The following is a 14,822-nucleotide window of genomic DNA, read 5'->3' as shown; positions in this document are numbered from 1 at the left end:
TCAACCGTCTTCAAACGGGTTTACGAGCTTGAGATCAAGCCCTTCGAAATCTCGGCTATTGCGGGTCGCAAGCGTCGCGCCGTTTGCAAGGCAGATGGCGGCAATCATAGCATCCTTCGTTTCCATCGGCCGCCCCGCCTTTCTGCGTTCGGCGGCCAACAGGCCGTAGCGATGTGCAGCACTCAGGGAAAAACCGAGTATGCGGCCGGCAAATTCCGACTCGATTCGATTGAAGTCGGACACCAGCGCTGTCTTTCGCCTGCCATCATCAAGGAGTTCAAGACCGTAACGCATTTCCGCGACGGCAATCGTCGTCAGGAAAAGCGTCTCGACGTCGTAGGCGTCCAGCCAGTTCAATATCCGATCGCTGTGGGTCCTCCCCTGCATTTCGGAAATCACATTCGTATCGAGAACGATCATGGGTCGAAGCGCGGCGGTTCGCGGTCGCGTTCGTGCCGAGATGCGGCTATGGCCTCCACTTCATCTTCGCTCAATCTTTCGTCACCCATCAGCGAGCGCAGGCGCTGGCCGGCGGAAGCTCCTGAGCGCTGCGCCGCAATCTGTCGGCGCATGATTTCGATCGCCTCTTCCGAAAGGCTGCGGCCATTGCGCTGCGCGCTTTCCTGAAGTTGCCGCTTCATCGCATCCGGAACGTCTCGAATAAGCAGGTCGCCCATTTCGGTACCTCCATCATGATATCAGTGATATCATAGTGCGTCGCCGGTGAATTTTCAACGTAGCGTCAGAGCGCCTTGGACTTCGCCGCCTTTGTGAATTTCTTGATCACCATCTCCCGCTTCAGCCGCGAGATGTAATCGATGAAGAGCACGCCGTTCAGGTGGTCGATCTCGTGCTGCAGGCAGGTGGCGAGCAGGCCGTCGGCTTCCACGGTCTGTTCCTTGCCGTTCCGGTCGAGATACTTGACCGAGACGGTGGCCGGGCGCTCGACCTCGGCATAATAATCCGGAATCGAAAGGCAGCCTTCCTCATAGACGGAACGCTCGTCGGAAGACTTGACGATCTCAGGATTGATGAAGACCTGCGGCTGCTTTTCCTCGCCCTCGCGCGAGATGTCGATGACGAGCATGCGGCGCGGCACGCCGACCTGGATGGCGGCAAGGCCGATGCCCGGCGCGTCGTACATGGTTTCCAGCATATCGTCGGCAAGACGCTGCAGGTCGGAATCCACCCGCTCGACCGGCTTGGACAGCTGGCGGAGAACGGGATCGGGAAGAATGATGAGTGGCTTGATGGTCATGGCGTTCCCATAACCCATCTTTTCCGACTATGGAATTATCCGGTAGGCGGGGAATACGCTTTTTTGCGTCCCCGCCTGGAATTTCGCCATATTGGCCTCAGGCAGCCTGTCGAGCGGCACCGGCAGAGCGGCCCTCCGGCCGGGCGCGGAAACGCCGCAGCAGCTCGATCAGGGTCTCCACCTCGTCCTTCAGGCGGCGGGTTTCCGCCGAGGAGTGCTCGACCATGTCCGAATTCTGCTGGGTGATCGCACCCATGTTGCGGACGGCGATACTGACCTCGTTGACGCCGGTCGCCTGATCGCGGGCGGCGGCGGCGATATCGGCGACGAAACGGTTGATGATGTCGATGCGGCTGATCATGTCATTCAGCGCCTCGCCGGTGCTGGAGACGATGCCGACGCCTTGATTGACCTGGGTCGAGCTCTGCGAGATCAGGTTTTTGATCTCCTTGGCCGCTTCCGCGGTGCGCTGGGCGAGCTGGCGGACTTCCTGGGCGACGACGGCAAAACCCTTGCCGGCATCGCCGGCACGGGCCGCCTCGACGCCGGCGTTCAGCGCCAGCAGATTGGTCTGGAAGGCGATCTCATCGATGACGCCGATGATCTTGGAGATCCCGGTCGAGGATTTCTCGATGCCGGCCATCGCCGAGACGGCGCTGGTGACGAGTTCGCCGGAGTTCTTCGCCTTCTGCTGCGTCTCGCGCACGGCGTCCGACGCCTTTTCTGCATTGGCGGCCGTCTGGCCGACGCTGACGGACAGCTGCTGCAGAGCGGCCGAGCTCTCCTCGACGCCTGCCGCCTGCTGGGCAGTGCGCAGCGCCAGATCGTTGGTCGCATTGGAAATGACGTCGGCACCGCTCATGATATGGCCGGAGGTCTCGCGCACGGAGGCAAAGGACTGGCGAAGGGCGCTGACGGCGCGGTTGTAGTCCTCGGCCATCTGCCGGAAATTGCCAGGCAGGTCGGACGGCAGGGTGGCTTCGAGATCGCCGTTCGACAGCGCTTCGAGACCGCGGCGCAGCTGCTCCAGCGCGATCGCCTGATCGGATTCGGCCTGAGCACGCTCCTCTTCCAAGGCACGGCGCTTGGCTTCGAGCGTCTCGAGATAGACCGAGATGGAATAATCCATGTCGAGCATGCCAGCCTTGATGACGGCCGACAGTTTCTCGGCCAATGCCTTGCCCTCTCGGCGCGCGAAGATCGACGGCCACTGCTTCTCCATGATGCCCTTGACGAGCTCGGACATGACGATGGCGTAACCGCCAATATACCAGCGCGGCTCCAGCCCGATGCGGGCATGGGTGCGGCCGACCGCGGTCACGCCGTCGACATAGCTCTCGTCGAACGCGCCGCCGGCAAGATTGGCCCAATGATCCTGCTGGCGCTTCTTGGCATGGCCGACATGGTTCTTATCGGCGAAGAAGCCTGCGACAGCCGGGGTCTTGGCGATCTTGGCGTAGAATTTATCGAGGGCGCCGCCGATCAGCTCTGATATGACAGGGCGCAGATCCCGCATCGACTTGCGCGCCGCCTCATCCAGTTCGATGAAATCGAGGCGCTGCCTGAGGGCACTGTCGTTCTGCTGGGCGGTCATGGAGATCTCTGTACTTGGCGCGACGCACGCGGGAAGGAATTTCTGCGCCGCAGGTTTTGGCCAATATGGTTGAGCAATCGTTAAATCGGAGGGCGATTTCTTCTCCCCGAGCGAGGAAGAGCGGTCGCTTGCGAGGATATTGAGGGCGGCTCATTCCGTTCACGTTTTGATCTATATATCGCCATTTCTTCTGTTATGCTTGCGACATGACCGTCCATTCCGAATCGCTCGCCCTTGCCCTTGCCTCGATCAACCCGGCCATGCTGGCGCTTGTCGGCGGCGTTCTCGCCGCCCTCGCCCTGCTGGTAATCGTGCTTCTGCTGCGCGGCGCCAGCCTTCGCCGCGAGCAGGCGGAGGAAGCGAGCTTTCGTGCTCAGGAAAACGAAGCGCGCATGGCCGAGCTTTTGAAGATCCAGGCGGAGATGCAGGGCCGCATCGCGGCGATGACCGAGGTCTTCGGCGCGCGGCAGAGCGAACTCAACCAGACGATCAGCCAACGCCTCGACGGCATGTCGCAGCGCGTCAGCTCGACGATCACCGAGCAGACCAAATCGACGCATGAGAACCTCCAGCGGCTGCAGGAGCGGCTGGCGGTCATCGATGCCGCGCAGAACAATATCCAGACGCTTGCCAAGGATGTCGTCGGGCTGCAGGCCATTCTGTCCAACAAGCAGACGCGCGGCGCCTTCGGCCAGTCCAGGATGGAAACGATCGTCGCCGACGGCCTGCCGATGGGCGCCTACGCCTTTCAGCAGACGCTATCCAACGGTTCGCGGCCGGACTGCACGATCCGCATGCCGAACGGCGCGCCGCCGCTGGTGATCGACGCGAAATTTCCGCTCGAAGCCTGGAATGCGATCCGCGACGCCGGCAGCCCCGAGGCCGGCAAGATCGCCGGCCAGCAGTTCCGCCGCGACATGGAGGTTCATATAAGGGACATTTCCGAGAAATATCTGATCCAGGGGGAAACCCAGGATACGGCCTTTCTCTTCGTGCCGTCCGAATCGATCTTCGCCGAGATCCACGAGCATTTCGAGCCGGTGGTGCAGAAGGCGCACCGCGCACGCATCGTCATCGTCTCACCGTCGCTGCTGATGCTGTCGATTCAGGTCATCCAGGCCGTGCTCAAAGACCAGCGCATGCGGGCGCAGGCGCATCTGATCCAGGGCGAGGTGGCGATCCTGATGGACGACCTCAGCCGCCTCGATGAGCGGGTGCGCAAACTGCAAGGCCATTTCGCCATGGCGCAGAAGGATATCGACATGGTGGTCACGTCAGCCGACAAGCTCACCAAACGCGGCGCCAGGATCGAAGCGCTGGAATTCGAGGCCGGCGGCGGCGATGCTAAGCCCGCCCGCGACGGCGAAGCCGCGGCCAAAACGGTGGAAAGCCGCACCGGTCTTCTGAAGCTGCGGGTGGTTGACGAGGAGTGACCGCTTCGGGCAGTGTCTCGCCCGCATGAAACAGTAGGAGCATGATGTCGTCCGAAAACCGCTCACACTTTTCGGCATCATGCTCCAGAAGACGGGACACATTCATGATCACAGTTTTCGGGTCCATCAACATGGATCTTATCGCCACGACCGAGCGCCTGCCGAAGCCCGGCGAGACGGTAGCGGGCAACGGCTTTGCCACGGCCGCCGGCGGCAAGGGCGCCAACCAGGCGCTGGCAGCGCGGCGCGCCGGCCGCTATGTGCATATGGCCGGCGCCGTCGGCAAGGATGCCTTTGCTGCGGATACGCTGGCCCTGCTCGATGATGCAGGCACCGATCTTTCTCTCGTCAACCATGTCGACGGTCCCACCGGCACGGCGCTGATCCTTGTCGGCGGCGACGGCGAAAACATGATTGCCGTCGTTCCCGGCGCCAACGGCCTCGTCACGCCTGCCAATGCCGAGACGGCGATCGGCCGCATGAACGAAGGAGATATCCTGATGCTGCAGCTTGAAGTGCCGGCTGCTGCCGTCGAAGGCGCGCTGTCGGCGGCCCGCGCCAAGGGCGTCACCAGCATCCTCAACCTTGCGCCGCTGATCCCCGATGCGCCGCGTCTCGGCCGGCTTGCCGATATCGTCATTGCCAACGAGACCGAGTTCGAGCGGCTCGCCGGGCAGGAGGGCATGGACGCGCAAGCGCGGGAGGCAGCCCTTGTGCATCTGCATGCGGAGACGGGCCAGACGCTGATCGTGACGCTCGGCGCCGACGGGGTCATCGCCATTCGTGACGGGGCGATTTCAAGGGCGCAGGGTCTCAAGATCGAACCTATCGATACGGTCGGCGCCGGAGACACCTTCTGCGGCTATTTCGCCGCCAGCCTCGACGACGGCCTCGATTTTGTCTCGGCGCTGCGCCGTGCGGCAGTCGCCGGTTCGCTCGCCTGCCTCAAGGCCGGAGCGCAACCTTCGATCCCCTTGTGTGAAGAAGTCGCAGACAGGATATGAAATCTTGAACGGATGGACGGCGACAGGCGCCGATGGGCTGTTTCGTATAGTGATGGGACCCCGGAGACTGTGGCCCGATGGGTCAACGCGGTGCCGGCAGCCCCTCATCCGCCTGCCTGCACCGGGTTAGCTCGACAAGTTCCGCTCAGTCTCTTCAATGCAAAAGGCGCCTGGGAGACCCGGCGCCTTTTGCATTCGAGAATTAATGCGTAATCGCGCGACGCGCGTCAGGCAGCGTTCGACGTCTGCTGTTCGTTAAGGAAGGCATAGATCGCCGAGGCGGAATCGGTGGCGCGCAGCTTGGCCACCAGATCGTGATCGCGCAGCACGCGGGCGATACGCGACAGAGCCTTGAGATGATCAGCGCCCGCGCCCTCCGGCGCAAGCAGCAGGAACACGAGATCGACAGGCTGGTCGTCCAGCGCCTCGAAATCGACCGGCTGCTCCAGCCGGGCGAAGATGCCGACGATCGAATGGATGTTTCCCAGCTTGCCGTGAGGAATGGCGATGCCGTTGCCGACTCCGGTCGAGCCCAGGCGTTCGCGCTGCAGGATGACGTCGAAAATCTCCCGTTCGGAAAGCCCGGTGATCCTGGAGGCTCTTGCAGCCAATTCCTGAAGCAACTGTTTCTTGGAATTTACTCTGAGGGCGGGAATGATCGCATCCTGATGGAGCAAATCTGCCAATGCCATTTCTTTTTCCTTCTGTCGCCGGGATCAAATCCAAGGAGCGGCGGCAATACCGCCGCTCACCACCCTGATCTCAGCCTTTGATACTGGCTGAATCGATCCAGCCAATATTTCCGTCGTGCCGACGGTAAACGATGTTCAGATGTTCCTTGCCGGGGCTGCGGAACAGGAGAAGCGGCTCGTCGGTCATATCGAGCGCCATCACGGCGGTCGCAACCGACATGGTCTTCAGCTGCTTCGTGCTTTCAGCGACGATCGCCGGAGAGAAATCGTCGGCGATTTCATCATCGTGATCAGGAACGGAATCCATGACCGTGTAGGAGACCTCTGCAAAACCATTCAGATGGCTTCCGGCGTGATGGTCCTTCAGCTTGCGTTTGTATCGCCGCAGCCGTTTTTCGATTCGCTGGGAGGCGGCGTCGAAAGCCAATTGCGGGTCGGTCGCCTCGCCGGCTGCATGCAGCACTACCCCGCTGTCGAGATGCAGCTTGCAATCCGCCGAGTAACGAGAACTCGCCTTTTCCACGGTCACCTGGCCGGAATATCCCCCGTCGAAGTATTTCGTGATGGCCATACCAATTTGGTCCTCGATCTTTTGACGGAAGGATTCACCAATTTCCATATGTTTCCCGGATACACGCACACTCATGGAGTTTCCCTTCTTATGGTCGTTTGCGGGTATCAGTTTACGCCAAGCCTCAGGTTCATCCAAGCACTTCGCACAATCTCAAGCAAGATCGGCTTAGGCCTGCGGGTCCTTGGTGCCCTTCTGATGCTGGGGATAACTCCAGACGCCGTTCACGGCGTCGATTGCGGCGGGCTTCTAGCCAGAGCTTGCCGAAAAGTCAATAGGGCGCAGAATCACCATCGGTAGCGCTCGGTAAACGTGTGGCGGATACCTTATCGGCCAGGGCATACCGCCGATCGTCACCCCATCCACTTTACGCGTTTCGCGCTTGCGTTGCGCCCCTTCCTGCGGGGATCGTCATGGCGGCGACACCCGATATGACGCAGACGAGTCCGATCCAGGCCGTCGGGCTCAGCCTTTCGCCGAGAAAGACGATGCCGATCGCAACACCGATCGGCACTCTGAGATAGGCTTGCGCGGTGGTTCCAACCGAACCCAGCGTCTGGACGAGGCGGAAATAGATCACAAAGGCAAGCGCCGTCGAAAAGGCGGAGAGGGCCAGCAGCGCCAGCAGCGATGCCGCCGAAGGATCGAGTTCCCACGGCCGATCGACGACGAGGCTCGTCGGCAAGAGAATGACCGCGCCTGAAATCAACGAGCCGGCCGCCGGCACTGCGGGATCGAGCCCCTTGAAGTTCTTGCTGAAAATCGCGGCACCTGCATAACAAATGGTCGCCAGGATGATGGCAAGCTGCGCCATCAGGTTTTCACCGAGACCGCCGAGCGCTTCGACGCCGATGACGAGGCAGATACCGGCAAGCCCGGCCATGACGCCGAAAAGCCTTCGCAGCGTCACCTGCTCATGGCGGGTGATCAGCACGGCCAGGAGGAAGGTGAAGATCGGCGTTGCCGAATTCAGGATCACTGCCAATCCGGCGTCGACGGACTGTTCCGCCCAGGCGATCAGCGTGAAGGGGACGACACTGTTCAGGCAGGCCTGAACGAAAAACCGCCGCCAGATAGTACGATCGCGCGGCAGACGGACACGCCGGTGGCGCAGGACGGCCAGCAGAATGCCACCGGCAATCAGCGTGCGGGCGGCGATCAACGTTATCGGCGGGATCGTTTCCACGCCGATCTTGATGAAGCTGTAGGAGGAACCCCAGAGGGTCGCCAGCACCAGCAGCAGGAAAAGCTCCCTGGCAAGGTTGGAATTTTGCGGCGTCATGGTCGGCATTTCGATGTTCGTTGAAGACAATTCAAAGGGTTGCAGCCGTTGCGCGTCTGAAAAGACGCGTGGCGCTGGAGAGGAATAACGGGATTTGCGGGCCGGATGCTTCGATCCAGGTCGAAGCATTGCTGCGTCAGAAGCCTGCGACCTTGGCGAGCGCCCGCTTCTCGCGGCGGCGCTGGACCGAAGAGGCGATGTTCATTGCCTCCCGGTATTTCGCAACGGTGCGGCGGGCGAGATCGACGCCGCCCTTCTTCAGCATGTCGACGATATCGTCATCGGAAAGCACCGCCTCCGGGCTCTCCTGCAGGATCAGCGCACGGATCTTGTGACGCACGGCCTCGGCCGAATGGCTGTCGCCGCCGGCAACGGCGCTGATCGAGACGGTGAAGAAATATTTGAGTTCGAAGAGGCCGCGCGGCGTCAGCATATATTTGTTCGACGTGACGCGGCTGACGGTGGATTCATGCATCTTGATCGCCTCGGCGACCGTTTTCAGGTTCAGCGGGCGCAGGTGATCGACGCCGTGCAGCAGGAAGGCGTCCTGCTGGCGGACGATTTCGCTTGCCACCTTCATGATGGTTTTTGCCCGCTGGTCGAGGCTGCGCGTCAGCCAGTTGGCGCTCTGCAGACAATCGGAGAGGAAGGCGTGGTCCTCGCCGTTCTTCGTCACACGGGAAAAATAGGACTGGTTGACCAGCACGCGCGGCAGCGTATCCGGATTGAGCTCGACCAGCCAGCTGCCGTCCGAGGCGGACCTGACGACTACATCCGGCGTGATCGCTTCGGAAACACCCGCTTCGAAGCCGCTGCCGGGCTTCGGATTGAGCTGACGGATCTCGCCGAGCATGTCGAGAAGATCTTCCTCGTCGACGCCGCAGAGCCGCTTCAGCGTGGCAAAATCGCGCCGGGCCAGCAGTTCGAGGTTTTCGACCAGAGCCTGCATGGCCGGGTCGTATCGGTCCTTCTGCCTGAGCTGGATTGCAAGGCATTCGGCGAGGCTGCGGGCAAAAACACCCGGCGGATCAAGGCTCTGGAGGGTGGCGAGCACGCGCTCGGCCTGTGCGAGACTCGTGCCCAGCCCCTCGCCCGCCTCGACGATATCGGCCTGCAGATAACCGCAGTCGTCGAGCTGGTCGACGAAATTCTGCGCGATCAGCCGGTCGGCCATGTCAGGCAGGACGAAGGGGATCTGCTGGGCGAGATGATCGCGCAGCGACACCTGGCCGGCGACGAAATCGTCGAGATCGTAGTCGGCGCCCTCGCCACTGCCCGGCATCGACTTCCACTGGCTGACGAGCTCCGGCGCATCGAGGCGCTGCGGGGCACCGTCATCAGGAAAGACATTGGTGTAATTGGCGTCGAGTTCGTCGGTCAGCCGGCTGGTGCTGGCGCTGCCGCCATTGTCATACCAGTCGCTGGAGAGCGCCTCGGCGCGGTTGTCGTAGCCATCGTCGGAGCCGGCATCCTCGGGCTGATGAGCATACTCTCCATCTTCGGCATCGCCGCGTTCGCCGCCCGCCTCGCCGTCATTCGACGGAAATTCGAGCAGCGGGTTCTTCTCCACTTCAAGGGCGATGAACTGGTTGAGTTCGAAATGAGTCATCTGCAGCAACTGGATGGATTGCATCAGTTGCGGTGTCATCACCAAAGATTGGGTCTGGCGCAGGAAAAGATTGGCGGACAGTGCCATGACGGACGCGAAACTCCCCTCGATTCCTCCGGGAAACCGCGTCCGATCAAGGCTTCAGGCCACGGAAATCCAAGTTGGCCCAAAAATTGCTTTTTTATTGTATTTGGTCAAGCGGAACTATGACGGCACGGTGAATTTCTGCCGATCCGGCCTAAAATCATCCGGATCCGGCGTCAGAGGCTGAAATTGTCGCCAAGGTAGAGCCGGCGCACTTCCGGATTGTTGACGATGTCGTTCGCCCGGCCATGGGTCAGCACCTCACCGGCATGGATGATGTAGGCGCGGTCGATAAGGCCCAGCGTCTCGCGCACATTGTGGTCGGTGATGAGGACGCCGATGCCGCGTGCCGTCAGGTGGTGAACGAGATTCTGAATGTCGGCGACCGAAATCGGGTCGACGCCGGCAAAGGGCTCGTCGAGCAGCATGAAGGTCGGGTCGGTCGCAAGCGCACGTGCGATTTCGAGGCGACGGCGCTCACCGCCGGACAGGGCGACGGCGGCACTTTTGCGCAGCTTCTGGATATGGAATTCTTCCAGCAGCTCGTTCAGCTTCTGCTCGCGCTCAGCCTTGTCCTTCACATGCACTTCGAGGACGGCGCGGATATTCTCTTCCACCGTCAATCCGCGGAAGATCGAGGCTTCCTGCGGCAGATAACCGACGCCGAGACGCGAGCGGCGGTACATCGGCATGGTCGTGACGTCGTTGCCGTCGATCTCGATCGTGCCTTCATCGACCGGCACGAGGCCGGTGATCATGTAAAAACAGGTGGTCTTGCCGGCGCCGTTCGGGCCGAGCAGGCCGACGGCCTCGCCACGGCGCACCACCAGCGAGACGCCGTTGACGACGCGCCGCGTCGCATAGGTCTTCGTCAGACCTCGTGCGATCAGCGTTCCCTGATAGCGGCTCTTGTCGGCGGCACCCGCAGCTTGTGGCCCGGGCTTGCCGAACATGGTGGATAGCGATGATAATTTCACGTGGGAGGCCGGCTTCTCAGTTCTGCTTCTGCTGCTGCGCATTCGGCTGCGATTTCGGATCGAGCTGAATCTGGACACGCCCGCCGCAGCTTTCAAGCTGCGCCTGACCGGTCTGCATGTGAACCGTCAGTTTGCAGCCGGTAAAGACGTTCGGCCCGTCCGACAGAATAACTTTATTCCCCTCATCCGCCGTGAGGATGAAGGTCTGCGAGGCCATGTCGAAATTGCCGTCATCGGCGGTCGCCGTCTGCGTGCCCGAGCTCAAAAAGACCTTGTCCGTCACCAGGATCTTGTCGATATCAGCACTTCCCGATGCAAGCGAGGCCGACTGCTCCGGCTGCGCTGCCGGCTGCGCGCCGTCAGCAGCCGGCTTTGCCGCCTTGTCCTTGTAATAGACGGTCATCTTGCCGGACTGCATCGTCGTCGTCCCCTGGACGACCTTGACGTTGCCGGTGAAGAGCGCGGTGTGTTCCTGGTCGTGGATCTCCAGCTTGTCGCTTTCGATCTGGATCGGCTGGTCGTTGGACAGCTTCATGCCCGGCATCGTCGCCGTCGCCTGCGCGCCGGCGCCGGTGGCCGTCAGAATAAGGGCAAATGCGCCGGCAATGAATGCCATACCTGTCTTGCAAGTGGAAATGCGACAATCTTTTGTCATGGATGACCCGGCTGGTTAAGTGCCCTGTTTATGGATGGTGGATGGATCGACATTCATGCGAACATTCCCCTCGAATGTGATCACCCGCCCCTTATCTGTTATCTGAAGCGTCTTCGCAACAATGGAGGCATTGTCCTTGGTGATGGTGACGGGGTCGTCGCTCCGCATGTTTCCGCCCTTGATGTCGAGCTGCGCGGACTGGAAATTCGCATTGAGGCCGCTGCTCAGCACCAGAGTGAAGGGAGCCGTCATATGCAGATTGTCGGTGGCGCGGTTGTAGTCGGCGGTCGAGGCGACGACGCGGGCGATCAGACCGTCATTCATCGGCACGGCGGCCTTGATGGTTTCGAGGGTGATGAGATCGGGATTGCGGATATCCTGCAGCGCCCTTTCGGCCAGCATCGAATAATTGATGCCGTCGGAATTGCGACCCGATATCGCCGGCTTTTCCATCACGACCTTGCCGTTCTCGATCTTGGCACCTTCCATCTTGATGTTCTCGGGCAGATAGATGCTGACCAACGCCACCGCGGTAAGGCTCGCCGCGACGATGAGGGCCGCCACCGGCAGCAAGATCTTCAGCCGCCGCACGCGGGCGGAATGGAACAACGCATCGCCATAGGCGCTCCTGCCGGACCCTGAATAGGCGGCATGTCCGTTGTTCTTCAGGGTATCGAGCATAGGCCTCGTCCATGTGCGGTGATCGCCGCGCTTCGATAACAAAGCCGGCCGCCAATCACAGTTCGTTTCGCATTATTACATTGGCTTGCCAATATGGAATTTTTTCTGCAACAAGCAACAAAATGGAAAAACATTGAAAAGTGGCATTCGTACGGGCCGCTGCCACCCTATTTCACCGGATCGATCGGCGGCAAGCCGAAGCCGGTGCCAGCGCTGGAGGTTTCTATGGACAGTTCGATGATCGCCGATCGCCGGCGGCTGCGCCGCAAGCTCGGCTTCTGGCGCCTCGTCGCAGTGGCCCTCATCGTGGCACTTGGTTTCGCCTTCTACCGCTTTGCTCTCGGCGATGCCGGGACGCAGCGCCCGCACATCGCCCATGTGACGATATCCGGGCTGATCGTCGACGACGACGAGCTTCTCGAGCGGCTGAAGAAGGTCGAGACCAGCGACCAGGTGAAGGCAGCGGTGATTTCGATCTCCTCGCCCGGCGGCACGACCTATGGCGGCGAAAAAGTCTTCAAGGCGATCCGTGCGATATCGGCCAAGAAGCCCGTCGTCTCCGACGTGCGCACGCTCGCCGCCTCCGCCGGCTACATGATCGCCACCGCCGGCGATACGATCATTGCCGGTGATAGCTCGATCACCGGTTCGATCGGCGTCATCTTCCAGTACCCACAGATCCAGCCGCTGCTCGACAAAATCGGCGTCTCGCTGCAGGAGATCAAGTCCTCGCCGCTGAAGGCCGAGCCCTCGCCCTTCCACGAGGCGAGCGAGGAAGCCAAGGCGATGATCCGCAACATGGTGGTCGACAGCTATAACTGGTTCGTCGACCTGGTCGCCGACCGGCGCAAACTGCCGCGCGACGAGGTGCTGAAACTGGCCGACGGCACGATCTATACCGGGCGCCAGGCGCTGAAGGCGAAACTCGTCGATACAATCGGCGGCGAGGCTGAGATCCGCGCCTTTCTGACGTCACGCGGCGTCGACAGCGATCTGCCGATGGTAGACTGGGACAAGAAGAGCAATACGCCCTTTCTGCTCGCTGGGGCTGTTTCGCGGTTGATTACGATCTTCGGTTATGGTGATCTCATGAAAACCCAGGATATCAATGGAATCCTGCCCCCAAAGTTGCTTCTTGACGGGCTGCTTTCAGTTTGGCAGGTTGGCCACGATTGATAAGAAATCAATAATTTAAGGGGGCGAAAGTGATCAAGTCTGAATTGGTGCAGATTGTTGCGGCACGCAACCCGCATCTCTATCATCGCGACGTCGAGAATATCGTCAACGCGGTTCTCGACGAGATCACGGATGCACTGGCTGCGGGTAACCGAGTCGAATTGCGCGGCTTTGGCGCCTTTTCGGTCAAGAACCGCCCTTCGCGCTCCGGCCGCAACCCGCGGACCGGCGATACCGTCTTCGTCGAGGAGAAGTGGGTTCCCTTCTTCAAGACCGGCAAGGAGCTGCGCGAGCGGCTTAATCCCGGCCAGGCCGACGAAGAGGATTGAGCCGTCGCTGCCTGCGGCGAAACCGCACTTGAACTCGAGGGCCGTTTTCCTATTCTGGTAACGCATCGTGCTTTACGTGTCCTACAAGGACACATAGCGCTGCAAGCATGAAACGCGCCCTTCAAAAAGACCGGCGCAATCTGCCGCGTGGAGACCTCAAATGGCCAAGAAGATCGTCAACCTGTTGATTTTGCTGCCGCTCGGCGTCATTCTCATCGTCTTCTGCGTCGCCAACCGGCAGAGCGTCACGCTCGCCTTCAATCCGTTCCGGCCGGAAGACCAGGTGCTTGCAGTTTCCGCGCCCTTCTTCGTCTTCCTCGTCGTCGCGCTGATCACGGGCATGCTGATCGGGGCGGCCGCCACCTGGTTCAGCCAGGGCAAACACCGCAAGCGCGCCCGCACCGAGGCCAAGGAAGCCATCCGCTGGCAAAGCGAGGCCGACCGCCACAAGAACCGCGCAGAAGAAATTGCCGGGCAGCTGCCGGCGCGGTAAAACTGGTCAATATTCGATTGGCTCGGGTTCGGCGGCCGTCAAACCGGAAAAAAGCTCAGTTCCTCATAGTCGCCCTCCGGCGACGCACCGTTGCCGGTCACGCGGAAACCGTGGGCGAGGTAGAACGCCTTTGCCCGCCGGTTCTTCACCAGGCACTTCAGCCGATACCGGTGCTGCGGCCATTCCGGCAGGGCGTGCAGCAGCGCCGTGCCTGCGCCCTGACCCTGGAATTCCGGTTTTAGGTAGAGCATGTGGATGAAATCGTCCTCCGGCCAAAGCGACAGGAAACCGGCGACGCTGCCGCTTTCATGCGCGCAGACGAAGACCGTCTCGCCATTGGTATGGGCGGCGAAATCCTCGCGATGGAATTTGCCCGGATCGACCCAGACGAATGTTTCACGGCGCACGGAAAGATAGATCTCCGCAAGCACGTCCTGATCTTCCGCCCGCGGCGGCCTGATGGTCCACGTCATCATGCCGATTTAAACAAACCCTCCGCCCGCGCCAAGCCTAACTGGCTGCCATCTTCGCGACGACGGCGGCATTGAAATCCGAAAAGAACCCTTCGGCGAGCTTCTGCGAGGTCGAATCGAGCAGGCGGGCGCCGAGCTGGGCGAGCCTGCCGCCGAGTTCGGCCTTCGACCGGTAGTGCAGGATCGTCTCGGTGCCCCTTTCCTCAAGCACGATATCGGCGCTGCCCCTGGCGAAGCCGGCAAGGCCGCCCTTGCCTTCGGCCGACAGCGTATAGCTCTTCGGCGCATCGACATTGGAAAGCGTCAGCAGCCCGTGGAAGGTGGCAGACAGCAGGCTGAACTTGACCTTGATCGTTGCCTCGAAGACATCAGGCGACAGTCGCTCGATGCTCTGGCAGCCCGGAATGCAGCCGCGCATGATCTCGGGATCGTTGAGTGCTGCCCAGACGATGTCCCGCGGCGCGGCGATGCGTTCTTCGCCGGTGAAATCCATTCGATGGCCCCATCTTCG

At 61.1% G+C, this 14,822-nt stretch carries 18 protein-coding genes; 5 read left to right on the top strand and 13 right to left on the bottom strand.

Annotated features, from left to right (window positions below; genetic code table 11):
- The 4 genes from RWK44_RS16545 to RWK44_RS16530 all read right to left on the bottom strand — a co-directional run bounded on the left by RWK44_RS16545 (position 1) and on the right by RWK44_RS16530 (position 2,852).
- Positions 1-420 (bottom strand): type II toxin-antitoxin system VapC family toxin, encoded by a 420-nt coding sequence (locus RWK44_RS16545; protein WP_131662992.1) that lies wholly within the window; start codon positions 418-420, stop codon positions 1-3.
- The gene (locus tag RWK44_RS16540; RefSeq protein WP_020048222.1) at positions 417-677 is read right to left on the bottom strand and encodes a FitA-like ribbon-helix-helix domain-containing protein; all 261 of its coding nucleotides are present in this window, start codon (positions 675-677) and stop codon (positions 417-419) included. Before RWK44_RS16540 ends, RWK44_RS16545 begins: the two co-directional genes overlap by 4 nt.
- Positions 678-742: 65 nt before the next feature.
- Positions 743-1,258: a peptide deformylase gene (gene def / locus RWK44_RS16535; RefSeq protein ID WP_131662991.1), complete on the bottom strand. Its 516-nt coding sequence runs from the start codon at positions 1,256-1,258 to the stop codon at positions 743-745.
- Between the two features lie 97 nt (positions 1,259-1,355).
- Entirely contained in the window at positions 1,356-2,852 is a 1,497-nt protein-coding gene (locus RWK44_RS16530; protein WP_221944531.1) for a globin-coupled sensor protein, read from the bottom strand.
- 206 nt (positions 2,853-3,058) lie between these two features.
- Here RWK44_RS16530 and RWK44_RS16525 point away from each other — a divergent pair, with 206 nt between their 5' ends.
- Together RWK44_RS16525 and RWK44_RS16520 are read left to right on the top strand one after the other, a co-directional pair.
- Complete coding sequence (locus RWK44_RS16525) at positions 3,059-4,285, top strand: DNA recombination protein RmuC (protein WP_316029107.1); 1,227 nt, start codon at positions 3,059-3,061, stop codon at positions 4,283-4,285.
- 104 nt (positions 4,286-4,389) lie between these two features.
- Positions 4,390-5,289 carry a ribokinase gene (locus RWK44_RS16520; protein WP_221944536.1) on the top strand — a complete coding sequence of 300 codons (900 nt, stop codon included), beginning with the start codon at positions 4,390-4,392 and terminating at the stop codon, positions 5,287-5,289.
- 227 nt (positions 5,290-5,516) lie between these two features.
- Here RWK44_RS16520 and ptsN read toward each other — a convergent pair whose 3' ends face one another.
- From ptsN to lptC, 7 genes are all read right to left on the bottom strand, one after another.
- The gene (gene ptsN, locus RWK44_RS16515) at positions 5,517-5,981 is read right to left on the bottom strand and encodes a PTS IIA-like nitrogen regulatory protein PtsN (protein WP_221944537.1); all 465 of its coding nucleotides are present in this window, start codon (positions 5,979-5,981) and stop codon (positions 5,517-5,519) included.
- A gap of 70 nt (positions 5,982-6,051) precedes the next feature.
- Positions 6,052-6,627: a ribosome hibernation-promoting factor, HPF/YfiA family gene (gene hpf, locus RWK44_RS16510; protein ID WP_020048217.1), complete on the bottom strand. Its 576-nt coding sequence runs from the start codon at positions 6,625-6,627 to the stop codon at positions 6,052-6,054.
- Positions 6,628-6,919: 292 nt separating this feature from the next.
- The gene (locus RWK44_RS16505; protein ID WP_168283925.1) at positions 6,920-7,843 is read right to left on the bottom strand and encodes a DMT family transporter; all 924 of its coding nucleotides are present in this window, start codon (positions 7,841-7,843) and stop codon (positions 6,920-6,922) included.
- Between the two features lie 127 nt (positions 7,844-7,970).
- A complete protein-coding gene (gene rpoN / locus RWK44_RS16500) occupies positions 7,971-9,530 on the bottom strand; it encodes an RNA polymerase factor sigma-54 (RefSeq protein WP_316029106.1) in 1,560 nt (519 codons plus the stop codon).
- 173 nt (positions 9,531-9,703) lie between these two features.
- Positions 9,704-10,480 (bottom strand): LPS export ABC transporter ATP-binding protein, encoded by a 777-nt coding sequence (gene lptB, locus RWK44_RS16495; RefSeq protein WP_003556077.1) that lies wholly within the window; start codon positions 10,478-10,480, stop codon positions 9,704-9,706.
- A gap of 40 nt (positions 10,481-10,520) precedes the next feature.
- The gene (locus RWK44_RS16490) at positions 10,521-11,159 is read right to left on the bottom strand and encodes an LptA/OstA family protein (RefSeq protein ID WP_017958731.1); all 639 of its coding nucleotides are present in this window, start codon (positions 11,157-11,159) and stop codon (positions 10,521-10,523) included.
- A 15-nt stretch (positions 11,160-11,174) separates the two neighbouring features.
- Positions 11,175-11,840, bottom strand: coding sequence for an LPS export ABC transporter periplasmic protein LptC (lptC, locus tag RWK44_RS16485; protein WP_020048214.1), 666 nt, complete (start codon positions 11,838-11,840; stop codon positions 11,175-11,177).
- Positions 11,841-12,065: 225 nt separating this feature from the next.
- On the opposite strand from lptC, the gene sppA reads away from it, so the two are divergent.
- From sppA to RWK44_RS16470, 3 genes are all read left to right on the top strand, one after another.
- Complete coding sequence (gene sppA / locus RWK44_RS16480; protein WP_222060443.1) at positions 12,066-13,016, top strand: signal peptide peptidase SppA; 951 nt, start codon at positions 12,066-12,068, stop codon at positions 13,014-13,016.
- Between the two features lie 29 nt (positions 13,017-13,045).
- Positions 13,046-13,345: an integration host factor subunit beta gene (locus RWK44_RS16475; protein WP_003544934.1), complete on the top strand. Its 300-nt coding sequence runs from the start codon at positions 13,046-13,048 to the stop codon at positions 13,343-13,345.
- A 160-nt stretch (positions 13,346-13,505) separates the two neighbouring features.
- Complete coding sequence (locus RWK44_RS16470) at positions 13,506-13,838, top strand: LapA family protein (RefSeq protein WP_017958728.1); 333 nt, start codon at positions 13,506-13,508, stop codon at positions 13,836-13,838.
- A gap of 38 nt (positions 13,839-13,876) precedes the next feature.
- Here the strand turns inward: RWK44_RS16470 and RWK44_RS16465 are convergent, their stop codons facing one another.
- Both RWK44_RS16465 and RWK44_RS16460 read right to left on the bottom strand, forming a co-directional pair.
- Positions 13,877-14,311, bottom strand: coding sequence for a GNAT family N-acetyltransferase (locus RWK44_RS16465; protein WP_168283927.1), 435 nt, complete (start codon positions 14,309-14,311; stop codon positions 13,877-13,879).
- 37 nt (positions 14,312-14,348) lie between these two features.
- Positions 14,349-14,804: an SRPBCC family protein gene (locus tag RWK44_RS16460; protein WP_017958726.1), complete on the bottom strand. Its 456-nt coding sequence runs from the start codon at positions 14,802-14,804 to the stop codon at positions 14,349-14,351.
- Positions 14,805-14,822 lie beyond the last annotated feature (18 nt).

The sequence above is a fragment of the Rhizobium sp. 25PS6 genome (assembly GCF_032464655.1).
Lineage (GTDB): Bacteria > Pseudomonadota > Alphaproteobacteria > Rhizobiales > Rhizobiaceae > Rhizobium > Rhizobium laguerreae.
Note: the sequence above shows the minus strand (reverse complement) of the source record. Positions and strands in the feature narration are given on the sequence as shown.